This is a genomic window from Limnohabitans sp. Jir72, assembly GCF_003063575.1.
Lineage (GTDB): Bacteria > Pseudomonadota > Gammaproteobacteria > Burkholderiales > Burkholderiaceae_C > Limnohabitans_A.
This window is the reverse complement of record NZ_NESC01000005.1, coordinates 47,475-68,167: the sequence shown is the minus strand read 5'-3', so window position 1 is coordinate 68,167 and position 20,693 is coordinate 47,475. Positions and strand designations below refer to the sequence as shown.

Genomic DNA, 20,693 nt, shown 5'->3' with positions numbered 1-20,693 from the left:
AACCCAGCACCAGCGTTCCGGCATTTGGACGACGTGTCGACGCCCGAACTGCGCAAGTTGCTGCCGTAGCTCAGGCGCGGATCGTTACCCGATGGTTGCAACTCCTGCAGCGTGAATTCCGTCGCTGACTCAGGTTTTGAAGTTTGCCACCATCCCCATCACTCATTTCAAGCCGTACCAGACACCACGTCCGCTGCCGTGCTGCTCCAGATGGTTGCGCTCGGCCAGGTCGCGGAAATGCAGCTTGAGGGTGTTGCGACTGGCACCCGTCAATTGGATGGCATCCATCATCGTGACGCGCCCGTGCTCTCTGGCGAATTCCACGATCTGCAGTGACAGCTCGGGCAGGGTGGCCAGCAGGATCTTTTCGCGCTCAACCTTCTTCTCCAGGCGCCGCACCTGCTCCGCCAGCGAGCGCAAGAAGAACACCAGCCATGGCTGCCAGTTGGGCGCATCCCTGCGGATGGTTCCTTGTGTCTGGCGCAAGGCCAAATAATAGGCTTCCTTGTTCAGCTCGATCACGCTCTCCAACGAGCTGTAGGGCACATAGGCATATCCGGCCTGGATCAGCAGCAGGGTTGTCAGCACCCTGCTCAAACGTCCGTTGCCATCCTGAAAAGGGTGAATTTCCAGAAACACCACGACGAAGATCGCGATGATCAACAAGGGGTGCATCTTTTCCGATATCAGTGCCTTATCCCGCTCGCCATTCACCCATGACACCAATTCAGCCATCAGCCTTGGCGTGTCAAATGGCGTGGCGGTCTCGAAGACGATGCCAATTTGTGCACCGTTTTCATCGAATGCGGCGACGCTGTTCGAATGGGTTTTGTACTGCCCCCGGTGGCGAGCATCTTTTTCGCTGTGGGTCTGCAGAACTTGGTGCAGTTGCTTGATGTGGTTCTCGTTGAAAGGGATGTCCTGCCACGCGCTGAACACCATGTCCATGAGTTCAGCGTAACCGGCCACTTCCTGTTCGTCGCGTGTGTCGAAGGACTTGATGGCCAGGTTGGAAAGCAGACGTTGCACTTCGCGGTCGGTCAGTTTGCTGCCTTCGATGCGGGTGGACGAGCCTATGCTCTCGATGGTGGCCACCCGCCGAAGCGCCAAAAGACGCTCGGGTGCCAGCGTTCCCAAAGCTCGCCATGCGCCCTTGAATTCGTCGATCCGAGCAATCAGGCTCAGGATTTCGGGTGTGATCTGGAGGGTGTCTGAACGCAACATGAAACCAATATTACACCCATTAACACCCATTTAGAATGCGCATCCTGTGAATGGATTGAAGTCGATAACCAGTGTGGCATGCCGAGTGATCACATCAACGCAACCCATTCGCCCTGCAAACCATCGCCCACATGCAGGGCCAGCGATGCAGCCGTCAATCCGCCCCGCTTTGCAGCCCAAACACAATGCTCATGGGCCTGCTGCCCTGGTGCGACTGGTAGCGCACCCGGCCGTGGTACGTGAAGGGTGCGGCCTTGCCGACGGCCAGCTTGGTGTCGCGCACAAAGAGATGGATGTCGATTCCTAAAGCGGCGTGGCGGATGATTTCGTCGCCGCGTTTGCTGGTCGGGTCGGTGGCGTTCTGGCTTTGCCAGTGAAAGTGCGTGTCATCGATCCAGTGGTCCATGTACTTGTGCTCGTCAGCCCGGCCTTGTTTGTTGAGCGTGACCAGCAGGATGTGCGCCTTTTTCTGGGCCAGCACCACATGGCCGACATTCCAATTGCCGGGGTTGAAGGCCTCGCCAAACAGGGCCGGAATGTCTTCGCGCATGAAAGGCTCACCGAGCGCCAGATCCAGTGGATCGATGATGTTGCGCAGGCGAGCCAGCGTGCGCATGTCGTCGGTGGCCGTCAGGTCTTCGTAGTCGGGATTGTTGGCTTTCAGAATGTATTGGCCATCGCGTCCCTTGGTGACCACCCGCAGCAGGTATTGGTTGTCGCCGCTGTCGTCTTGCCGCTCGATGGCCATCACATTGCCCGTGATCGAGCCCGCACGGCTGGGCGTGATCAACTCCAGCAGCAAATAGTCGCCATCGAGCACCGGGTTTTTGCCGCCGTTCATCGAGTTGCCAGAGGCACGCGCAATGAAGTGGCGACTCGGGTCCAGCGTGCCATAGGCCAGCGGTAAAGCCCTGTGCTCTTCGGCGTCTGCACGCCCGGTTTTGAAATGGCCGCAAGCGATTTTGAGGTTGGGGAAATACGGCAACTCCACCGTCTCGCGCCGCTTGACGGGGAAGGGAATCACATTGTTGGCGGGCTCCACAGCCACCCTGCGCACCTCGTAAGCGGCCAGTCTGTAATCGACCAGTTCTTGCAGCATGTCTGCAAGTGTTGACGCGTCAGAAACCGCAACGGTTTGTTTGAGCCCAAAGCACCCATCGCGCACCTCGAACGGCACCGATGCCGGGTTTTTAAGGTTGCCGCCCGTCCAGGCTTTGATGGGGTTGTCCAGCCAATACTGCGCCCATGCCGCGTCGGTGCCCGGGGTGGTCAGCATCTTGGCATCGAGGTCAGACAACAAAGGGCGACGGCGGTCGAGCACCGCACGCGAATGCGCGGCCAATGCGCCCAGCACAACAGGCTGGCGCAGGCCACCCAATTCCAGCCAAGCCTCTAGCGTGACGGCCTTGAAGCTTTTGGTCATGGCCGTGGTTTCGACTTCACGCAAGACCATTTGGAATCGATCGGCAACGGCGGTTTCGTCCGCAGACAAATCCCCCATGCTTTCGACCAGTGCAAACCAATGGCCTTCACGCCGACGCATGTCCTGCATGCTGCTGCCCGAGTGGTAAAACTCGGTGAGGGTGGGCCTGCGGCCCAGTACGGCCCGAAGCGCCTCGTAGTCTTTTTGCGTTCCGGCGCCATCAAGGGATTTCAAAAACTCGATGATCGACAAGTCGTAATTGACGTAACAACCGTTTGGCAGCGTCAGAGCGTTCTTTTCTGCCTTGCGTCCAAACTCCGCCAAAGCTTTGTACGTGGCACCCACACCAAACAAGGCTTGCGGCTTACCCAAAAAGGCTTGGTGATTGCCAATGAAGTCCAGCACCACCAACTGCTGTTTGCCTTCGTGCCGCCGCAAGCCACGCCCCAGCTGCTGCAAAAACAAAATTTTGGATTCGGTGGGCCGGAGCATCAGCACCGTGTCAATGCTGGGCAAGTCCACGCCCTCATTGAACAAGTCCACCGAGAACAAAACTTGCAAACTGCCGTCTTCCAGTTTTTCGAGCGCCTGTGCACGCCCCAGCAAAGAGCCTGAATACACCGCAGCGGCCGACACGCCAGCCCGCGTGAAATGCTCGGCCATGAAGTCGGCATGCCGGGTGGACACACAAAACGCCAGCGTGCGCTGCTGGGCCTTGGCACGCCACTGCGCCAGGGCATGCCGTGCACGCGCCAAGGTGGCCAATTTGTTCGACAGTTCTTCAGGGTCAAAGCGTCCATTGCGCCAAGGCACTTCCTTGTAATCGACCGATTCGTCGTGAACGCCGTAGTAGTGAAACGGGGCCAACAAGCCGCTGGTGATGCCCGCAAACAGGTTGCAGCCAAAGACCAGGTTGTCGTCACACAAAGTCAAGATGTCCGACTGGTCTGTGCGGTCTGGCGTGGCCGTCAAGCCCAACAAAAACGAGGGTGCAAAGTGCGCCAGCAAGCGCTTGTAGGTGGCCGCAGCGGCGTGGTGGAATTCGTCCACCACGATGTAATCGAAGTGCTGCGGTGCAAAGCGCTCCAAGTGCGCCGCCTTGCCCAGCGTTTGCACCGATGCGCACAGCACGTCCACATCGCCATCGCGGCTGCGCCCGGTGTAGTAACCCACACGCTTGCCGGGCAAGATGCGGATGAAGGTGGCCGCCGCTTGGCTCAAAATTTCTTCGCGATGCGCCACAAACAAAATGCGCCGAGCCCCCATCCGCACCGCATCAAAAGCGGCCAGCCATGTCTTGCCAAGACCCGTCGCCAAAACCACCAAGCCGCGCCGGTAACCGTTTTCGCGGGTTTCGGTCAGTGCGGTCAGGGCTTCATGCTGAATGTCGTTGGGCAGGGGTGGCGCTTCTTGTTCGTGGCTGCCGGGTGCCACCGAGCGCGTGGGCGGCAAGCGCCGCTGTTCATAGGCCTCGATCCAGCTGTCGGTCAAGGCCATGGTTTTGGGGTGCGCAAAAAGTTCTTCAAACCGTTCGCGTGCTTCCAGATAGCCGGCGTCTTGCGGAAACACCACGCGGTAGTTCCACTCCAGTCCATCGCGCAGGGCTTTGCTGCTGATGTTGCTGGACCCAATGAAGGCGGTGCCAGACTTCAACTGCCCGGCTTCGAAGCGGGCGAACACATAGGCCTTGAGGTGAAAGCTGTCTTGGTTTTGAGTGGCGTAGACGCGCACCTCGGCACCGCTCTCTTGGAGCAAGAGCAGCAAGCGCAAAGCCTCTGGGTCGGTGATGTCCAAGTAGTCACTGGTCAACACCCGAACGCGATGGGTGTCACCAGCTTCTGCCATGCCTTGCAAATCGGGCAACAGCAAACGCAGCCCCGAGGTCTTGACAAAGGACACCGCCAAATCGGCTTGGTTGGAACGCGCAAAAGCGGCTGACAGGTGCGGCAAAAAATGGTCGTCACCGCCCGTGACAAGCCGCTTGTCAGGCCCGGTCGAACGGTAGGCCAAAGCATTGGTCCAGCTTTCAGTGCGGTCGGGCCGTTGGTCTTGGGTTTGCCAAAACTCCATGCGCAGCAACTCGGGCATGGCCTCCAGCCAAGCTCGCACGGTGTCCTCGTCGGCATCGGTAAACCGTCGCCCATCGTGCTCACGCTCGCCGCTGCCAAGCTTATAGCTCACATAAATGCGGCCACCTGCTTTGAGCGCCGCCCACAATTTGGACAACACACCCGGCATGTCCAAAAGCGGCACATGCAGCAAACTGGCGCAGCACCAGATCGCATCGTATTGGGCGACCTCGTCCACATCTTCAAAGCGCCGCACATCCACCACAAAACCACAGTGCTCACTGGCCCGCTTGGCCAATTCAACAGACGCATCAAAAGCACTGACGCTGAAGCCACGGTCAGCAAATGCACGCGCATCACGCCCCGAACCGCAACCGGCATCCAAGATGCTTGCGCCCGGTGTAAGCCCGTCAAGAAATCGCTCGTAGATTGGACCCATGTCCACCCGCAGGGTTGAGCTGAAAAACTGCTCGGCGCGGTCATTGTAGTAGCCAACGGTGGTTGATAAATCAATCTTTGCGGTCATGGGGTAGGCTATCTCGCGTGGCTTATAAATATTGCTATTGATTGTCCTTGCTTTTTTAGCATCTATTTAAAGACTAGCCTAAGCTACCCATTTACAAAAACCCAAACCGCCGCGCATGCGCCTCCAAAAACGCAGGCGCAGGCCGAAAGCGTTCCGGCAGGCGGATGACTTGCCCTTCGCATCGCGCCAAGCTGCTTTGTGCAAACGGGTCCAACTCGGCGTGACGCAGCGCTTCGCCCACGCGGATGGTGAAGTCCGGTAACACCGTGATCAACCCTTGGTCATACGCCCGGTCGTGCAAGGCCGACAGGCACAGGCCGTTGCTCGGGTTCAGGCGGTTTTGGGTGTCCATGCTCCACGGCACGATGTGGCTGGCCACCAGCAGCTTGGGCACGCGCAGGCCGCTCATGCAGCAAGTGGCGTTGTAGCTGGCCAAAATCGAGCGGCGAAACCGGGCTTGGTTGACGCGCACCTGCACGATGGCCGTGGTGGTTTTGCCTTCCGCAATGTCGGGCACTTCGTCCAGCACGTCCACAAAGGGTGGCAGGCCGTTTTGTTCTGCATAGTGGCCAAATGACGTGGCCGCTTCGGTGACCACGGGGTCGTTGGCCGCCAAAAATTCGTTCCAAATTTGTTGGTCCAGCTTGGATGCATTGCCCATGCCGCGTCGGCCACTGGCCACAATTTGAGGGTCGAGGCTGGCCAAGTTAACCAGCTTCATGGCCACAGCGCTGGCGGTGCGCCCAATCCACTGCGACAACTGCACGATGCGCGGTTGGTTGCGGTGCAGCTGCCCAAATGGCAGTTGCAGGTAAATGTGAAACGCCGCCAATGTTTCGTTGCGCGTCCAGTTGGTGGATCGAGGCATGTGTTGTTCTCCCTGACGCCAGATATTAGCTGTCCTCGTCCCACGGGATCGGCTTGGCTTGCCTGCGCAAATCGTTGGGGCGGGTGTTTTGCCGGAAGGTGTCGGGTGGCCTGAAGCATTCTTCGGGCGAGACCCAATACACCGTCCAGTCTCCGTACAGCTTGCCGTCAAAGCACAGCAGGTCACCGTTGATGGCCAAGTCCATGAGCGTGTCGTGGGTGCCTGTGAAAAGTTGGGCATCTGTGGGGCTGACAAATTCCACATTCACCGAGCAGGCGTAGGTGGTGTGAAAGTACCTGAGTGGCCCAATGGCCGGGCCATCGAAGCCCCAGTCGTGCATGGTTTGGTTGGGCGTGTCGCGGCCATGAAACAAGCCCAGATACAGGCCGGGCTTGCTGGGGCGAACGCCATAAACTGGCGTGGTGGTTTTGTCGGTTGGGGTTTGCATGGTGCCTCCAGTGGAAGAAGGCGCTCAGCATAAAAATTGGCGACGCGTTTGTGTACCAGGGCTTTGCCTGGGTCACTCACCCATGCCGATCATGCCAGCCCATCCACCACCATCACCCCCCGCAGCCCCACCCCAAAACTCTTGAACCCTTGCGCATCCCAATGCGCGCTGCTGTCGATGCTGTCGTGTTGGTGGCCGTGCACCGTGGTGTGCACGCCCATGCGGCGGGCCAGTGTGTCCAGTGCCGTAAAGCCGTAGGCGTGGTAGCCGGGGGCTTCGTGCGTGATCAGGATGTCGGCTTGTTGTGCGGCCAGTTGCTCCACTTCGTCGGGGTAGATGCTTGACCAGTGTTTCAGGTGTGCGCTGCCTTGCCAGCGGTCTTGGCGCGGGGTTTTGTGGGTGTGTTCGTCGCGGTTGCGGTAGTGGGCAGGCCGCGTGTTTTTGGGGTACCACACCGCGCCGCGAAACACGCCGCCCAGCCCGGCAATGCGTGTGCCGCAGGGCAGCGTGACCACGCGGCCATGGATGTGCCGCTCGGCCAGCTCGGGGTGCCACACGTTGGCAAAGGTGCCTTCGCTGTCCGTGTCGTGGTTGCCATGGATGAACCACACGCGATCCCAGATGGCCTCCAGCTCCACGTGCAGCGGCCGTGCAGGCTCCAGGTCGCCCAGCAAGATGACGGCGTGGGCGCGGGTTTGCTCAGCCGCATCGATGATGTGCTGCCATTGGCCGTGGGGGTCGCCACAGAAAAGGATGGGGCCGGTCATGTGTGCGCAGCTTGCGGCGGTCAGTGTTGAACTGTCCAGGGGTTGATCACGGCAACACCCGCTGCTTCAAATGGGCTGGCGTCGCGCGTGGCCACCATGAAGCCATGGCACTTGGCTGTTGCGGCGATGTAACCGTCAGCCGTCGAGATGGCTCGGCCCTGGGCGCGTGCTGTCGATAGGATGTCTGCATAGGCCTGAGATGCGATGGCGTCAAAAGGCAGGATTCGGTCAGCGAACAAGGGCAGGATGCGTTGCTCCAGACCCAGTTGCAGGGTCTCTTTGCGTTTGCCCGTTGGCAGGGCCGCGATGCTAAAGCGCAATTCGGCCAGGCTGATGGCGGACAGGTAAAGGGTGGCTATGGATTGCGCGTCTATCCACGCCAAAACGCCAGCGTCAGCGTCAGCTGACAGTTTCAGTGGCTCCGAGATGACGTTGGTGTCGAGCAAGATCATTCAAGCCCCATGGGTTCTGCGGGTGTTGGGTCTCGCTCCATATTCAAGTCAAAGCCGCCCGCTTGTTGGCCAATTTCGGCCAGCAGAGATCCCAGTTGGATGCGCCCTTGAGGGCGTGCGGCTTGCTCCAGAATGGCGCGCACTTCGGCCTCTGTGCTGCGGCCCGCCAACGAGGCGCGCAGGCGAAGGGCTCTGTGGGTTTCTTCGGGCAAGTTGCGGATGGTGATGGATGACATGGCAGGGTCTCCTGATTTTCGTCAAATGATATCATTTAATTAATTTTGATATCATAATTTGTTTTGCGAGTGGCAGCATGCTCATGGCAGTGAACGCCGCCATTGGTGGTATTGATCGGGTAACACCTTGGCTATACTGATGGCAACAGGAGCCTCAAAATGCCGACTTTTTCAGTCAAATTGGACGAACAATCTCGCGCCAAGGTGCAAGCTGCGGCCAGCCAACGTGGCGTGACGCCGCATGCCTTCATGGTGCAAGCCATTGAATTGGCCGTCGCCCGCTCTGAAGAAGAAGACGCTTTGGTTCAGCGTGCGTTGCAGGCGCGGCAAAACTTGCTGCAAACAGGCCTGGTCGTGGATGGGCGGGCAATGGCCGAATACCTGAAAGACAAGGTGCGAGGCGGCACGCGCAAGCGGCCAGCGGCACAAGGGCTTGAGCAGTTGCTCGCCCCGCGGTCATGACGCAGTTGGTGCACTCCCCGGAGGCGGCTAACGACCTCGAAGAGCTGGTGGATTTTTTGTTGGTGAGTCGACCTGAACACGCGGTCGAAACGGTGGACTTGGTGCTGGATGCTTTGTCAGTGTTAGAGCGCCATCCGTTGATGGGACGTCCCGTGGCCCACGGTATGCGTGAGCTCGTGATTTCACGCGGAAGATCGGGTTATTTGGCGCTGTATGCTTTCGACGCCGCTGCCGATGTGGTGTTCGTGCTGGCCATTAAGCACCAGCGGGAGCAAGACTATCACTGAGGTTTTTTGACCTTCGTCGCCATTGATGCCATCACCGGTCGTCCAAAAATCAATCGCTCAGCAATTCCACATAGGCTTGGTAGCTGTAATGACGGTTCTTTTTTTGCCCAGTCTGCTCGACCACGATGCCGAGCTTTTCCAGTATTTTGACCGCTGCATTGGCTGTGGGGAACGTGGTTCCCAGTCGTTCGCAGACTTGATCGATGGAGAAAATAGGCATCAGTGGCAAGAGTTCAAATAGGCGAAGACTGGCTGGCGTGATGCGGGGCTCTTGGAGCAGGCGACGTCGGTCCGTGTTGATGAGGCTGGCCAATGCGACGATGCCACGCTCTGCGGTGTCTGCTGCGCGGGCAACACCTTCCAGGAAAAAAGCCACCCAGCCTTCCCAGTCGCCATCGGTGCGGACTGCAGAAAGTCGTCGGTAGTATTCGGTTTGATGCTGTTTCAGGTAGGCGCTCACGTAAACCAAGGGCTCTGACAATAAGCCCCATTGCTCCATGAGTGCGGCAATCAGCAATCGCCCAATGCGTCCATTGCCATCCAAAAAGGGGTGAATGGTTTCAAACTGAACGTGCACAAGCCCAATGCGCACCAGAGGCGGCAGGGTGGGCTCTGTGTCGTGGATGAAGCGTTCAAGATCGGCCAGCAGGGCGGGTACATGCGTGGGCGGCGGGGGGACAAATACAGCGTTGCCGGGCCGTGTGCCGCCGATCCAGTTTTGAGACTGGCGCAACTCGCCCGGTTGGCGACCCGAGCCACGGGAACCGTCCATGAGCAGGCGGTGGGCTTGCCGCATCAGGCGCACGCTTAAGGGCAGGCCTTTGGGGTCCCGCAATGTTTGTTCTGTCCAGCGAAAGGCACGCAGGTAATTGGTGACCTCCTCCACATCGTCTGTGTTGCTGACGACCAGCCCCGCCTCTTTGTCAAACAGGTCGACCAGTGTCGCCTGGGTCCCTTCAATCTGGGATGTGAGCAGAGCCTCTTTGCGGATAGCGCTGTAGAGTAACCAGTCGATCGAAGGCACCAAGCCTGCCACCCCTGCCAGACGGGCTAAGGCCAGTTCAGCCGTGCGGTTGAGTTCGGAATAACAAGCAGCGTCCAGTTCGGGCTCAGCAGGTGGCAGCGCATGGGGTACAAAAGCGCACACGCTCTCGCCGAGAGTGGTTGAGGTGACGTAGGTTCCGGTGATGCGCATGGCCAGATATTAAAGATCGCTTGAATACAGGTTCATCATATTAAAGCCATCTTTAATATGGCGCAAGCCTGTGAAAGCGGGTTTTAATCTGAGACCCGTTTGTGCCTCAGCCTTCACTCCATGTCTTCCATCGCCATCATCGACTTCGAAACCACGGGCATTTCGCCCCATATGGGCGACCGCGCCACCGAGGTGGCCATCGTCATGCTCGAGGGCGGTCAGGTGGTGGACCGTTACCAGAGCCTGATGAACGCGGGGGTGCGGGTCAACAGTTTCATCACCCAACTGACCGGCATCACCAACGAGATGGTGCTGGCCGCGCCCCCGGCCGAGCAGGTGATGCGCGAGGCGGCCCGCTTTGTGGCCGGGCGGCCCATGGTGGCGCACAACGCGGCGTTTGATAAAAAGTTTTGGCAGGCCGAATTGGCCCGTTGCGGCGAAGACGGTGCACACCCCTTTGCCTGCACCCTGCTGCTGTCGCGGCGCCTGTACCCGCAGGCGCTCAATCACAAGCTGGGCACGCTGGCGGCTATGCACCACTTGCCTTCGTCAGGCCGTGCGCACAGGGCCTTGGCCGATGCCGAGATGGCCGCGCATTTGCTGGCGCAGATGCAACGCGACCTGAAAACCCGCTACGGCTGCAGTCAGACGGACCACGCCTTGCTGATGGGCCTGCAGCGCACCAGCCGCCACATGGTGGGGCCGTATTTGAAGCAGCGTGCCGGAGCTCAATAAAAGCGCATTCAAAGTCGCATTCAAAGTCGCAAAATTTTCTGCAGGATTTGGAAAATACCTTTACATGACATAGACTTACGGCTTATGTCAAAGTCGCAAAAATTTCAGCTGTACGACCATCCTGCGCAGATGGAGCCTTTGCTGCCGGCTGAACACCGCATGGGGCCATTGCTGGAGCGTGCCCACGACCTGATCCGTAAGGCGGATCGTTTGTCGGGTTGGTGCCCAAGCGGGGCGCTGCCGGGGCTGCGCTCATCTTTGCGGGCGATGAATTCGTATTACTCCAACAAGATTGAGGGGCAGCACACCCTGCCGCTAGAGATCGAGCAGGCTCTGCGCAACGATTACGCACAGGACGCTGACAAGGCCCGTCGCCAGCGAATGGCCTTGGCGCATATGGCCACCGAATCGCAGCTGGAGGTACTTTGGCCCACGTGGGGTGCGGACAAAGTCTGGGCGGCGCAGACCGTGTGCGAGATTCATCAGGACTTGTTTGCCCGCTTGCCCGAGGCCGATCGGCAGATCGATGCACCTGGTGGCTGGCAGACGCTGCGGCCAGGTGCGCTGCGTGAGCGCGAGGTCAGCGTGGGCCGCCATGCTGCACCCGCAGCCGCTGCGTTGCCAGCTTTTTTGGCTCGGTGGTCGTCTGTGTATTCAGGACTGCGACGTGGCGAAATGCAATTGGTCGCCATGGCTGCGGCGCACCAGCGACTGGCGTGGGTGCACCCTTTTGCCGACGGCAATGGACGGGTCGTTCGCTTGCACACCCATTTGGTATTGGGTCACATGGGGCTGACCAATGGGCTGTGGTCGCCATTGCGGGGTTTTGCTCGCACGCAAGAGGCTTATTACGCGCATTTGGCTGCAGCCGATGAACCCCGGGCGGGTGATCTGGATGGAAGGGGTAACTTGACCGAGTTGGGCCTGATCCGCTGGGTTGAATACGTGTTGTCCGTGTGCATGGATCAGGTCGATTTCATGTCTGGTTTGTTGTCACTCGATGGCATGAAGGACCGCATGGCTGCCTGCCTGGCTTATGAGGAGAACGTGGTCAAGCAGGGTGTGCGTAGAGAAGCATTGCGTGCTTTGCACTACTTGTTTGCATCGCAGACAGAGTTGGACCGCGCAGATTTCAAAGCCATGCTGGGTTTGGGAGAGCGACTGGCCTCGGCGCAAGTGTCGGCCTTGCTCAAGCGTGGCCTGCTGGAAACCGACTCACCGCATGGCGCATTGCGTTTGGGTGTGCCACAGCACGCCCTGCGGTTTTACTTCCCAAGCTTATGGCCAGAGGCCGAAGCACAGCCCCCAATCACTTGAACAAACTCGGCGGCGAGACCACGCCGTAGTTGGGGCCGATGCCTGTGCCCCAAGGGGCTTTGCACTTGGTGCTCATCTCGGCCTGGATGTATTTGCCGCCCTGGTTGGCGTCCAGAATGTGCACGCAAGCAAACGCAATGATGGGCGTGCGGGAATGCGAGGTGACCGTCGTCACGGTGGGGATGACCACGTACTCGCATTTCTTGTTGCCCGCAGCGCTGCAGGCTTGAACGGTGCCAAAGACGGCGGCTTTGGCGCCGGTCTGTATCCAAATGGATTGACCGATGCTCAAATCGACCGGATTGCCGTTGGCGATCAATTCTTTGATGTCCGAAGTGCTGTTGGAGTCGTCCAGCAAAGATGTCCATTCGCCCGATGCGCAGGTGCCGTAATGGTAGGAACTGCCAATCTTGAAGACATAAGGTTTGCCGGTGGCCGGGTCAAGCTTGGGGCCAGCCGGTGTGGCGTTGAAGTTCCAGTAGTTGTCGTACAGGCATTGCGCGATCACCATGGGGAACACGCCGCCGGGCAAGATGGTGCTGGGGCTGGCCAAGCCGGCCACGGCGGTGGCCTGCATGGGCTTGGACACGATGCCCCAGTAACGCGCAAAGAAGGTGGGCACTTCGCCATCGTTGGTGCTGCCGGTTTTGGCCACGCTGACTTGAATGGCCGGCGCATCGTAGGCCTTGGGCACCATGGGCAAAGACTGCAGCACTTTGGGGGTGTCCACCAGGTTCCAGTAGCCGGTGGCCACCGTGCCGGTTTTCAGGGCGGTGCCTGAGGCGGTGTTGGTGGTCACCGCGACTTGGGCTTTTTGGGTGGCCAAGGTCCAGTTGGGCGTGGCGTTGGTGCCATCAAAGAAATACGCAGCGCCGGTCAGCGCGGCGGCATCGGCATCGTTTTGCATTTCGTTGCGCACGATCTGCAGGTAAACCAGATCGATGGCCAAAGCGGCCAGGCCCAAAAATATCGGCAGCAAAAAAGCCACCATCACGCTCACCGAGCCGCGTTGTGGGGGGCGGTACGGGCGCGTGCTCATTCGTTCACCATCGATGTGCTGCTGGTCAAAACAATGGGCGTGCCCAACGCGCCCAGCATGGTGCCCACGCCCAAGCCTTTGTAGGTGTAGCTCACCGTCACGCGCAAGGGGTTGGGGAAACTGGCAGGGCTCGACTGGCTGACGGTGACGGTGGGTGCTGTGGTGGTGCCCAAGGAGATCAGGCCGCCATTGGTGTAGTTCAGCACCACCGCACGGATTTGGGTGTCCGTCATTTTGGGTGAGCTCAGCACGATGCCTGCTCTGGCACCTTCTCGGCTGGCGTTGGTCAGGATGGCTTTGTCGTACAACGCCAGGCTCAGCTCAACCATGCCCAAAAAAACCAACAGCAAGATGGGCAGGATGAGCGCGAATTCGACGGCGGCAGCGCCCTGCTGTGCCTGCCGCCGGATGGCCATGTGACGTGGGTGCATGTGTCTTCTCCGAGTGCGTGCAAGGCCCTGTGGCCATGCATGGATCACGCACCTTAGGCCACTTGCGCCCGCCACTCGGTGTGCATGCGCACACACAGCATCACAAAAAACAAACTCCCAAGATGGGCTGCAAAGCCTGTCGCACAGATGCATGGTTTTTGTGTGCTGGAGAACAGACCCAAGCCTTTTCGATTTTTAAAGTTGCTCCACGGTGCTTGGAAATTCCTTCAGGACCGGCGTGAACCATCACGTTTCATTACTTTTGATTTGGAGTTCCATCATGAAAAACTGGACAACAGCTGTAACGCAATTTTTGAACGATGAGTCTGGCGCGACGGCCATTGAATACGGCCTGATTGCAGGCCTGATTTCGGTGGTCATCGCCGCCTCAGTGACCACCATCGGCAGTGATTTGAAAACCATCTTTGCATCGATTGCCACCAAGCTGACCACAGCCGCAACGCCTTGATGGTCCAGAGAAACACCAGGAGGGTCACCATGCACAGCTTTAACACCCATTCGTTCGGCTTGTGGGTCTTGGGCCTTGTTTTGCTGATTGCCATGTGGAAAGACATGACGCAACGCAGGATTCCCAATGCCTTGCTGGTCGTGGCCAGTGGTCTGGCATTGCTGTGGTCCATGACCGCAGGCGGTGTGGGCCTGAGCGCTGCATTGGCCGGTGGCTTGGCGGCACTTTTGGTGTTTCTCGTTTTCCATGTCATCGGCGCCATGGGCGCTGGTGACGTCAAGCTCATGGCGACTGTGGGCTTGTTTCTGGGTCAGGCCGATGTGTTGGGGTTGTGCATCTCGGTGTTGATTGCAGGCGGTGTGCAGTCTCTGATCTGGGCCATCTGGACATCGCGGCTGCGTGAAGTCTTGCGCAGCACTTGGCAGTCATTGAGCAACAGCATGTTCTCTTTGGCCGGTGGTGCTTGGCCCGTCACCTCAGAGCCGACCACCGTGCACGGCTCGATGCCGTATGCATTGGCCATCGGTGCAGGCACTTTCTCGCACCTGCTGCTGAAGTTTTGGTAATGCCAATCAGAAAGACAAAAACATGAGAAACATTCGCGTCGCAGTGATGCTGTTGCTGGCCCTTGGTATGGGCATCGCTGCGGTGGTGATGGCCGCGTACTGGCTCAACAGCAAGTCTTCGGTCATGACCAGCCATGTGGTGGTGAGCAAGGAAGATTTGCAACTTGGCACACGTTTGCAGCCCAACATGGTGGAGGTGGTCGATTGGCCCAGCACCAGCCCGATCAAAAACCCCATGACCTCGGTTCAGCAGGCATCAGACCGGGTGGTCAATGTGCCTGTGTTCAGAGGCGAGCCGATCTTGATGTCCAAGTTGGCAGCCGTCGGCGAGACCGGGGGCTTGTCAGCGGTGCTGCACGAGGGGCGACGTGCTGTGACCGTGAAGGTCAATGAAATTGTGGGTGTGGCCGGATTTGCCTTGCCCGGGACTTTTGTGGATGTGATGGTCAACACCGTGGATGTACACAACAGCGCGGTCTCCAAGATCGTGATTGAGCGCATCAAGGTGCTGGCGGTGGCACAAGACGTCTCCAATCTGGAGACCAAACCCAAAGTCGTGAATGCCGTCACGCTGGAAGTCACACCTGCGCAGGCCGAAAAGATCGACCTGGCGCGCAGCGTGGGCTCTTTGTCATTGGTGTTGCGCAGCCAGGTGGACATGCAAAGCGTCTCGACCCTTGGGGCACGCAAGGACGATTTGCTCGAAGGCAGCGAAAGTCCATCCAGCAGTTTGACGGGTGTCTTGAGCAGTGCGATGTCCAACATCAAGACACAGGTGGCCAAACTGAGCGCGCAGCCCGTGCGCACGCCAAGCAACGCCAGCAAAAGCAACGTCCCGATGACGGACAAGACCGAAGTCATTCGCGGACTGAATAAAACCACGGAGTAAGAGATGAAGTTTCCTCATAAGCGCAACACAACGAAAAGTGTGCCCAGGCCCTTGTGGGGTCAAGGGCCTGTGGTATTGGCTTGTCTTTGGGTTGGCATGGTCTGTGCGGCAGAGCCCTCCGGGGTAAACACCATGGGCAAAGCGGCTTTGCATGGCAGCAAAGCCACGGTGGTGGCCACCGGTGGTCATGGCCCTGTGCAGGTAGAAGCGCCCGTGCGTTTGACTGCTGGCAAATCGATGGTCATGGGTTTGCCCGAAAAGGCGGTTCGCATCTCGATTGCCAATCCGGATGTGGCCGATGTGATGTTGGTGAGCCCCAAAGAAGTTTATTTGTTGGGCAAAAAAACCGGCACAACCAACTTGTTCGTCTGGTCAGCGGGCGGTGCCACCAGCCTGCGCGATGTCATGGTGAATGTGGATACCGATGCCTTGCAGTCCAAGCTGCGGGAGTGGGTGCCAACCGCCGGGGGCGTGAGCGTGGATTCTGTTGCCGACACTTTGGTGGTGCGTGGACAGGTGAGCGATGCCCTGAAGGCACAGCGGATCATGGGCTTGGCCGATGCGTTTACGGGTGGCAAAAAGGCCATCAACATGCTGCGTGTGGAAGGCGGACAACAGGTGATGCTGGAGGTCAAAGTGGCCGAGGTGTCCAAGACCTTGCTGGAAGATTTGGGTGTGGACTTGAACTTCACACGCAACATTGGTGGGGCATCGGTGAATTTGTTGTCACAGTTGTTGACCAACGGCTCCACCACCATCACCAGCACGCGCACGGGCAACAACGTCGCCTTGACGGCTGAGATGAAAAAAGGCTTGGTCAAAGTGTTGGCCGAGCCGACCATCACTGCGGTCAATGGGCAGGAAGGATCGTTCTTGGCGGGCGGGCGAATTTACATTCCCGTACCGCAATCGAACGGGCTGGGAGGCACTTCGATCATTCTGGAAGAAAAAGAATTTGGTGTGGGTCTGAAGTTTTTGCCCACAGTGCTGGAAGACGGGCTGATCAATTTGCGGGTCACACCCGAGGTGTCTGAGTTGTCGCAATACGGCACCACGATCCAAAGTCCAGGCGGGCAAGTCAGTTTGCTGCCGTCCATCACGACACGGCGCGCATCGACCACGGTGCAGCTGCGTGACGGAGAGAGCTTCGCCATCGGCGGCTTGATCAAGAGCAACGTGACGGAGTCGATCAAGGCGCTTCCCCTGCTGGGCGAGTTGCCGGTCTTGGGGGCTTTGTTTCGCAGCACGGCGTTTCAAAAAGAGCAATCTGAGCTGTTGTTTGTGGTGACGCCGCGCTTGGTCAAGCCCACCGCAGCGAGGACGGTGCTGCCCACCGACAACTTCAAACAACCCACACGCACCGAGTTGTTTATGGATGCCGAACTGGAAGGAAAGGACAAGCCATGAGAAATCTGTATGTGGGCCTTTTGGAGCGGTCATGCAAGGGCATGCTGGTGTTGGCCACGATGACGCTGGGGGCCTGCGCATCGTCGCCCTGGACGCCCGATGCCACCTTTGGTGAAGCGGTGCGTCAAGCGCAACATACCCAAGTGTTGGATGCAACTGCGCCAGTGGCTGTGCCACTGCTCTCGGGCACCGATGGTGTGATCGCCAAATCGGCGGTGGACCGGTATCAAAAATCTTTTGAAGTGCTGCCACTGCCCGTCAATGTCTTGAACATTGGTGTGGGCACGGGTGTTGGCAATGTGGGCGCGCGTTGAGCAATGCCATGAATGCCGATTTGATTTTGTCCAATGCCGCTTTGGCCAAAGCGGTGGCGGTGAGCTTGTCTGCCGCAGGCATCGAGGTGCACACCCAAAGTCTGAGGCAGCCGGTGCATGCCCTTGATTTGGCCGATTTGGCCGGTGATGTGTTGATTGTGGAGAGTTCGCAGTTCCATGAAATGGCCGACCTCAAGGCGATCGAAGGCTTGACCTTCGTTCGCCCCCAGTTGTATGTGATGTTGATCACGGACAACGCCGACAAAACTTTGCTGGTCAGCGCCATGCGCGCCGGGGTCCGTGAGGTGCTGAATTTGCCTTTGGACGATGGCGCCCTCGGTGAGGCGTTCAAGCGCTGTGCTTCTCACCAAAGCAAGCTTCAGGACTCACCCGACCATGTCAGATCCAAGGGCAAGATGGCGGCGTTTGTGTCTTGCAAAGGTGGCAATGGCGCCAGTTTTGTGGCCACGAACATGGCGTACCTGATGGCCAGTGAGTTTTCAAAAACATGTGCATTTTTGGATCTGGATTTGCAGTACGGTGACGCTTCCTTTTACCTGGGGGGCGGTGGCGTTAAAAACAACATCAGCGATTTGACGCAACAAATCGAGCGGCTTGATGGCCAGCTGCTGTTGAGTTGCATGCACCAAGTGGCGCCGGGCTTGGCGCTGCTGGCGGCGCCGCATGACATTGAAACGGCTTTGTCAGTGACCACCAAGCAGCTGGAGAAGGTGCTGCAATTGGCCAGACAAAGGTACGAGGTGGTCGTGCTGGACATTCACCGTGCGATGGACGGGCTGGCGATCCAGTCGCTGGACATGGCCGATGTGGTGTACCTCGTCATGGACAACACCATGCCTTCGGTGCGCGACGCCAAGCGCTTGGTCAAGTTGTTCAGAACCTTGGCCTACAGCGACGACAAATTGCGCTTGGTGGTCAACCGTTATGACAGCAAAGGGTTTGTGGACCTCAAAAGCATTGAGGAGGCCGTTGGCTTGTCTGTGGCCCAGACATTGCCTGCGCATTTCGACGAGGTGAGCGAGTCCATCAACTTGGGGCAGCCTTTGGTCAAGATGCATCCCAAAAATCCGGTGGTCGATGCTTTGCGTTTGGTGGTTGCGAATTTTCTGCAAACAGAGCCGCCTAAAAACAAAACATGGCTGTCACGATGGGTGGGCGTTCATGCTTGAAAACCTGACCGAAACCGACGCTGTGCACAGTGTGGTGCCGCCCAGCATTCGCCGTCAGTTTGAAGCCCGAACGGTCGATTTTCCGGGGCTGCATTCGGTCGGCGCCAGCAAGTTGTCGAATATCAGGTTTGATCAGATCAAGTCGCAGATTCACCGGCAAATCCTCGAAGAGATGGACTTGCGCCGATTGGAAAAGCTGCCCCCTGAGCGCTTGCGCGCTGAGCTCAAAAGCCTGACAGAGAGTTTGATCGGGCAGAACCATTTCGTCTTGAATGAAGTCGAGCGAATACAAATTGGCCAGGGCATTCAGGATGAAATGCTGGGTTTGGGGCCGATCGAACCCTTGCTGAGCGACGAGACGGTTTCCGACATTTTGGTCAATGGCCCGTTCAAGGTGTTTGTCGAACGGCGCGGCAAGATCGAGTTGACGCTCATTCGCTTTGAAAACGATGCGCATCTGTTGCGCGTGATTGACCGAATCGTTTCGCGCATGGGGCGGCGCATCGACGAGATGAGTCCCATGGTCGATGCGCGCTTGGCCGACGGTTCGCGCGTCAATGCGGTCATTGCGCCGCTGGCCATTGATGGTCCATTGTTGTCGATTCGTCGATTTGCCGTAGTGCCTTACACCATGAAGGATCTTCTGGACTTTGGCACGATGACTGCCGACATGGCGTGCTTGATGGACGGCGTGATCAGGGCCAAGCTCAATGTGTTGATCTCGGGGGGCACAGGCAGTGGCAAGACGACGTTGCTGAATGTGGTCTCCGCCAGCATCCCCCCTAACGAGCGCATTGTCACGATTGAGGATGCGGCCGAATTGCAGTTGCAACAACCGCATGTGGTGCGCATGGAAACCCGGCCTCCCAACATGGAAGGCGTGGGCGAGGTGTCGCAACGCGCGCTGCTGCGCAACAGTTTGCGCATGCGCCCGGACCGCATCATCTTGGGTGAAGTTCGCGGTGTGGAAGTGATGGACATGCTGCAGGCCATGAACACCGGGCATGAGGGCTCCATGAGCACCATCCACGCCAACACGCCACGCCACGCCATGACGCGGCTGGAGCACATGCTGGGCATGGCAGGCATGCAGACCGATACGCGCAGCTTGCGCCAGCAAATTGCGGGCGCGCTGACGGTGGTGATTCAGGTTTCCCGTTTGTCAGATGGCAAAAGAAAAATCACCAGCATGCAGGAAATCACCGGCATGGAGGGGGATGTCATCACGATGCAGGAAATTTTCAAATACGAACAAACGGGTCTGTCGAGCGATGCGCAAGTGCAAGGGCGTTTTGTGGCCACGGGCATCCGGCCCAGGTTTGTACAGCGCTTGCATACGCGCGGCATCGAATTGAACCCGGCGATGTTCACGCTCGAAGGAGCAGCCCCATGAGCGGTATGTTTTATGCGGTGATCCTCTGTGTCGTTGGCGTGGCAGTGGCTTTGTTGGTGGCGGGTTTGATCATGACTTGGGACGCCACCATGGGCCCCGGGCGCAAACGTTTGAATGAGCGTTGGCGGGTGGTGTCCAAAAACGATGGTGTGGAGGCGGCTGTCCGCTTGTCGCAAAAGCGTCTTTTGAGTGAAAACGCTGCCGTGCAGGCTTGGTTGCAGCAAAGTTCTTTCATCAGGGCTCTGGATCGCGTGTTGATTCAGGCGGGTTTGCAGATCAGTTTGGCGCAGGCTTTTGGCTTGTTTCTGGTCTTCACGGTGTCGGGTGCTGCGGTGGCTTTTTTCTCCGGTGCGCCTGTTTGGGCTGCGCTCTTGCTCATGCCTGTGGTCTGGGTCTTGCTGGCTTGGTATGTGTTGTACCGAAAACGCCGGCGCTTGTTGCAGATTGACCTTCAGTTGCCCGCCGCACTGGAGATGATGGCTCGGGCCTTGCAAGTGGGGCATGCCTTGAGTGGGGCATTGTTGATCGCGGCCAAAGAGTCCCGCGACCCGATGGCCAGTGAATTGCAAACAGTGTTTGATGAAATGAACTTCGGCATTTCGCTGCAGGTGGCTTTGCCGCATCTGGCCGAGCGCATCGCCAGTGACAGCGTGCGTTACTTCGTCGTGGCGGCGATGGTCCAGAGCGAAACCGGCGGTAATTTGGCCGATATTTTGAACAGCACCGCTTCTTTGATTCGGGATCGCCACAAACTCACGGCCACCGTGAAAGTGTTGTCGGCCGAAGGGCGGCTGTCGGCCTGGATTTTGTCGGTCTTGCCATTTGCCATTGCCGCCTTGCTCAGTTGGGTCAACCCCGAGTTCATTGGCAAGCTGTGGACCGACCCTTTGGGCTTGAAACTGCTGACGGGTTCTTTGGTCTTGGCTGTGGTGGGGGTCATCTGGATGCAGCGGCTCGTCAGTGTCCGAATTTGAAGTGAAAGTCGC

22 protein-coding genes are annotated in these 20,693 nt (G+C 58.4%); 12 read left to right on the top strand and 10 right to left on the bottom strand.

Going from position 1 to position 20,693, the window contains the following annotated elements; genetic code table 11:
* Positions 1 to 162 precede the first annotated feature (162 nt).
* From B9Z52_RS08285 to B9Z52_RS08255, 7 genes are all read right to left on the bottom strand, one after another.
* Positions 163 to 1,224: a Fic family protein gene (locus B9Z52_RS08285; protein ID WP_108413385.1), complete on the bottom strand. Its 1,062-nt coding sequence runs from the start codon at positions 1,222 to 1,224 to the stop codon at positions 163 to 165.
* Positions 1,225 to 1,378: 154 nt separating this feature from the next.
* Positions 1,379 to 5,242, bottom strand: coding sequence for a DUF3427 domain-containing protein (locus B9Z52_RS08280; protein ID WP_108413384.1), 3,864 nt, complete (start codon positions 5,240 to 5,242; stop codon positions 1,379 to 1,381).
* 91 nt (positions 5,243 to 5,333) lie between these two features.
* The gene (locus tag B9Z52_RS08275) at positions 5,334 to 6,110 is read right to left on the bottom strand and encodes an HNH endonuclease (RefSeq protein ID WP_108413383.1); all 777 of its coding nucleotides are present in this window, start codon (positions 6,108 to 6,110) and stop codon (positions 5,334 to 5,336) included.
* Between the two features lie 25 nt (positions 6,111 to 6,135).
* Complete coding sequence (locus B9Z52_RS08270) at positions 6,136 to 6,558, bottom strand: hypothetical protein (RefSeq protein WP_108413382.1); 423 nt, start codon at positions 6,556 to 6,558, stop codon at positions 6,136 to 6,138.
* A gap of 89 nt (positions 6,559 to 6,647) precedes the next feature.
* Entirely contained in the window at positions 6,648 to 7,325 is a 678-nt protein-coding gene (locus B9Z52_RS08265; protein WP_108413381.1) for a metallophosphoesterase, read from the bottom strand.
* Between the two features lie 20 nt (positions 7,326 to 7,345).
* Complete coding sequence (locus B9Z52_RS08260; protein WP_108413380.1) at positions 7,346 to 7,777, bottom strand: type II toxin-antitoxin system VapC family toxin; 432 nt, start codon at positions 7,775 to 7,777, stop codon at positions 7,346 to 7,348.
* Complete coding sequence (locus tag B9Z52_RS08255) at positions 7,774 to 8,013, bottom strand: plasmid stability protein (RefSeq protein WP_108413379.1); 240 nt, start codon at positions 8,011 to 8,013, stop codon at positions 7,774 to 7,776. The genes B9Z52_RS08260 and B9Z52_RS08255 overlap by 4 nt, the downstream gene beginning before the upstream one ends.
* 159 nt (positions 8,014 to 8,172) lie before the next feature.
* Here B9Z52_RS08255 and B9Z52_RS08250 point away from each other — a divergent pair, with 159 nt between their 5' ends.
* Positions 8,173 to 8,475 carry a CopG family ribbon-helix-helix protein gene (locus B9Z52_RS08250; protein ID WP_108413378.1) on the top strand — a complete coding sequence of 101 codons (303 nt, stop codon included), beginning with the start codon at positions 8,173 to 8,175 and terminating at the stop codon, positions 8,473 to 8,475.
* Positions 8,472 to 8,762, top strand: coding sequence for a type II toxin-antitoxin system RelE/ParE family toxin (locus B9Z52_RS08245; RefSeq protein ID WP_108413377.1), 291 nt, complete (start codon positions 8,472 to 8,474; stop codon positions 8,760 to 8,762). Before B9Z52_RS08250 ends, B9Z52_RS08245 begins: the two co-directional genes overlap by 4 nt.
* Before the next feature lie 49 nt (positions 8,763 to 8,811).
* Here B9Z52_RS08245 and B9Z52_RS08240 read toward each other — a convergent pair whose 3' ends face one another.
* Positions 8,812 to 9,957, bottom strand: coding sequence for a Fic family protein (locus B9Z52_RS08240; RefSeq protein ID WP_108413376.1), 1,146 nt, complete (start codon positions 9,955 to 9,957; stop codon positions 8,812 to 8,814).
* Positions 9,958 to 10,077: 120 nt separating this feature from the next.
* Between B9Z52_RS08240 and B9Z52_RS08235 the strand changes: the two genes are divergently transcribed.
* Positions 10,078 to 10,692 (top strand): PolC-type DNA polymerase III, encoded by a 615-nt coding sequence (locus tag B9Z52_RS08235; protein WP_108413375.1) that lies wholly within the window; start codon positions 10,078 to 10,080, stop codon positions 10,690 to 10,692.
* Between the two features lie 84 nt (positions 10,693 to 10,776).
* On the top strand, positions 10,777 to 12,009 hold the full coding sequence (locus B9Z52_RS08230; protein ID WP_108413374.1) for a Fic family protein: 1,233 nt from the start codon (positions 10,777 to 10,779) through the stop codon (positions 12,007 to 12,009).
* On the opposite strand, the gene B9Z52_RS08225 is transcribed toward B9Z52_RS08230, so the two are convergent.
* Together B9Z52_RS08225 and B9Z52_RS08220 are read right to left on the bottom strand one after the other, a co-directional pair.
* Positions 12,002 to 13,048, bottom strand: a complete 1,047-nt coding sequence (locus tag B9Z52_RS08225; protein ID WP_108413373.1) for a TadG family pilus assembly protein — start codon at positions 13,046 to 13,048, stop codon at positions 12,002 to 12,004. The two genes, B9Z52_RS08230 and B9Z52_RS08225, sit on opposite strands and share 8 nt — an antisense overlap.
* Complete coding sequence (locus B9Z52_RS08220; protein WP_233251890.1) at positions 13,045 to 13,479, bottom strand: TadE/TadG family type IV pilus assembly protein; 435 nt, start codon at positions 13,477 to 13,479, stop codon at positions 13,045 to 13,047. The genes B9Z52_RS08225 and B9Z52_RS08220 overlap by 4 nt, the downstream gene beginning before the upstream one ends.
* A 280-nt stretch (positions 13,480 to 13,759) precedes the next feature.
* On the opposite strand from B9Z52_RS08220, the gene B9Z52_RS08215 reads away from it, so the two are divergent.
* The 8 genes from B9Z52_RS08215 (at position 13,760) to B9Z52_RS08180 (ending at position 20,681) form a co-directional block, all read left to right on the top strand.
* On the top strand, positions 13,760 to 13,948 hold the full coding sequence (locus B9Z52_RS08215; protein ID WP_108413371.1) for a Flp family type IVb pilin: 189 nt from the start codon (positions 13,760 to 13,762) through the stop codon (positions 13,946 to 13,948).
* Positions 13,949 to 13,977: 29 nt separating this feature from the next.
* Positions 13,978 to 14,514: a prepilin peptidase gene (locus tag B9Z52_RS08210; RefSeq protein ID WP_158270524.1), complete on the top strand. Its 537-nt coding sequence runs from the start codon at positions 13,978 to 13,980 to the stop codon at positions 14,512 to 14,514.
* A gap of 22 nt (positions 14,515 to 14,536) precedes the next feature.
* Positions 14,537 to 15,403 (top strand): Flp pilus assembly protein CpaB, encoded by an 867-nt coding sequence (gene cpaB, locus B9Z52_RS08205; RefSeq protein ID WP_108413369.1) that lies wholly within the window; start codon positions 14,537 to 14,539, stop codon positions 15,401 to 15,403.
* Between the two features lie 132 nt (positions 15,404 to 15,535).
* Positions 15,536 to 16,810, top strand: coding sequence for a type II and III secretion system protein family protein (locus tag B9Z52_RS08200; protein WP_233251889.1), 1,275 nt, complete (start codon positions 15,536 to 15,538; stop codon positions 16,808 to 16,810).
* On the top strand, positions 16,807 to 17,124 hold the full coding sequence (locus B9Z52_RS08195) for a hypothetical protein (RefSeq protein ID WP_146182812.1): 318 nt from the start codon (positions 16,807 to 16,809) through the stop codon (positions 17,122 to 17,124). Before B9Z52_RS08200 ends, B9Z52_RS08195 begins: the two co-directional genes overlap by 4 nt.
* Before the next feature lie 8 nt (positions 17,125 to 17,132).
* Positions 17,133 to 18,314 carry an AAA family ATPase gene (locus B9Z52_RS08190; protein WP_146182811.1) on the top strand — a complete coding sequence of 394 codons (1,182 nt, stop codon included), beginning with the start codon at positions 17,133 to 17,135 and terminating at the stop codon, positions 18,312 to 18,314.
* On the top strand, positions 18,307 to 19,707 hold the full coding sequence (locus B9Z52_RS08185; RefSeq protein WP_108413365.1) for a CpaF family protein: 1,401 nt from the start codon (positions 18,307 to 18,309) through the stop codon (positions 19,705 to 19,707). Before B9Z52_RS08190 ends, B9Z52_RS08185 begins: the two co-directional genes overlap by 8 nt.
* Positions 19,704 to 20,681: a type II secretion system F family protein gene (locus B9Z52_RS08180; protein ID WP_108413364.1), complete on the top strand. Its 978-nt coding sequence runs from the start codon at positions 19,704 to 19,706 to the stop codon at positions 20,679 to 20,681. The genes B9Z52_RS08185 and B9Z52_RS08180 overlap by 4 nt, the downstream gene beginning before the upstream one ends.
* Positions 20,682 to 20,693: the final 12 nt, after the last annotated feature.

What these genes read in the sequence shown, in the direction of transcription:
- B9Z52_RS08285 (WP_108413385.1), bottom strand. Translation starts at nt 1,224, where the DNA reads ATGTTGCGTTCAGACACCCTCCAGATCACACCCGAAATCCTGAGCCTG.
- B9Z52_RS08280 (WP_108413384.1), bottom strand. Translation starts at nt 5,242, where the DNA reads ATGACCGCAAAGATTGATTTATCAACCACCGTTGGCTACTACAATGAC.
- B9Z52_RS08275 (WP_108413383.1), bottom strand. Translation starts at nt 6,110, where the DNA reads ATGCCTCGATCCACCAACTGGACGCGCAACGAAACATTGGCGGCGTTT.
- B9Z52_RS08270 (WP_108413382.1), bottom strand. Translation starts at nt 6,558, where the DNA reads ATGCAAACCCCAACCGACAAAACCACCACGCCAGTTTATGGCGTTCGC.
- B9Z52_RS08265 (WP_108413381.1), bottom strand. Translation starts at nt 7,325, where the DNA reads ATGACCGGCCCCATCCTTTTCTGTGGCGACCCCCACGGCCAATGGCAG.
- B9Z52_RS08260 (WP_108413380.1), bottom strand. Translation starts at nt 7,777, where the DNA reads ATGATCTTGCTCGACACCAACGTCATCTCGGAGCCACTGAAACTGTCA.
- B9Z52_RS08255 (WP_108413379.1), bottom strand. Translation starts at nt 8,013, where the DNA reads ATGTCATCCATCACCATCCGCAACTTGCCCGAAGAAACCCACAGAGCC.
- B9Z52_RS08250 (WP_108413378.1), top strand. Translation starts at nt 8,173, where the DNA reads ATGCCGACTTTTTCAGTCAAATTGGACGAACAATCTCGCGCCAAGGTG.
- B9Z52_RS08245 (WP_108413377.1), top strand. Translation starts at nt 8,472, where the DNA reads ATGACGCAGTTGGTGCACTCCCCGGAGGCGGCTAACGACCTCGAAGAG.
- B9Z52_RS08240 (WP_108413376.1), bottom strand. Translation starts at nt 9,957, where the DNA reads ATGCGCATCACCGGAACCTACGTCACCTCAACCACTCTCGGCGAGAGC.
- B9Z52_RS08235 (WP_108413375.1), top strand. Translation starts at nt 10,078, where the DNA reads ATGTCTTCCATCGCCATCATCGACTTCGAAACCACGGGCATTTCGCCC.
- B9Z52_RS08230 (WP_108413374.1), top strand. Translation starts at nt 10,777, where the DNA reads ATGTCAAAGTCGCAAAAATTTCAGCTGTACGACCATCCTGCGCAGATG.
- B9Z52_RS08225 (WP_108413373.1), bottom strand. Translation starts at nt 13,048, where the DNA reads ATGAGCACGCGCCCGTACCGCCCCCCACAACGCGGCTCGGTGAGCGTG.
- B9Z52_RS08220 (WP_233251890.1), bottom strand. Translation starts at nt 13,479, where the DNA reads ATGCACCCACGTCACATGGCCATCCGGCGGCAGGCACAGCAGGGCGCT.
- B9Z52_RS08215 (WP_108413371.1), top strand. Translation starts at nt 13,760, where the DNA reads ATGAAAAACTGGACAACAGCTGTAACGCAATTTTTGAACGATGAGTCT.
- B9Z52_RS08210 (WP_158270524.1), top strand. Translation starts at nt 13,978, where the DNA reads ATGCACAGCTTTAACACCCATTCGTTCGGCTTGTGGGTCTTGGGCCTT.
- cpaB (WP_108413369.1), top strand. Translation starts at nt 14,537, where the DNA reads ATGAGAAACATTCGCGTCGCAGTGATGCTGTTGCTGGCCCTTGGTATG.
- B9Z52_RS08200 (WP_233251889.1), top strand. Translation starts at nt 15,536, where the DNA reads ATGGGCAAAGCGGCTTTGCATGGCAGCAAAGCCACGGTGGTGGCCACC.
- B9Z52_RS08195 (WP_146182812.1), top strand. Translation starts at nt 16,807, where the DNA reads ATGAGAAATCTGTATGTGGGCCTTTTGGAGCGGTCATGCAAGGGCATG.
- B9Z52_RS08190 (WP_146182811.1), top strand. Translation starts at nt 17,133, where the DNA reads ATGAATGCCGATTTGATTTTGTCCAATGCCGCTTTGGCCAAAGCGGTG.
- B9Z52_RS08185 (WP_108413365.1), top strand. Translation starts at nt 18,307, where the DNA reads ATGCTTGAAAACCTGACCGAAACCGACGCTGTGCACAGTGTGGTGCCG.
- B9Z52_RS08180 (WP_108413364.1), top strand. Translation starts at nt 19,704, where the DNA reads ATGAGCGGTATGTTTTATGCGGTGATCCTCTGTGTCGTTGGCGTGGCA.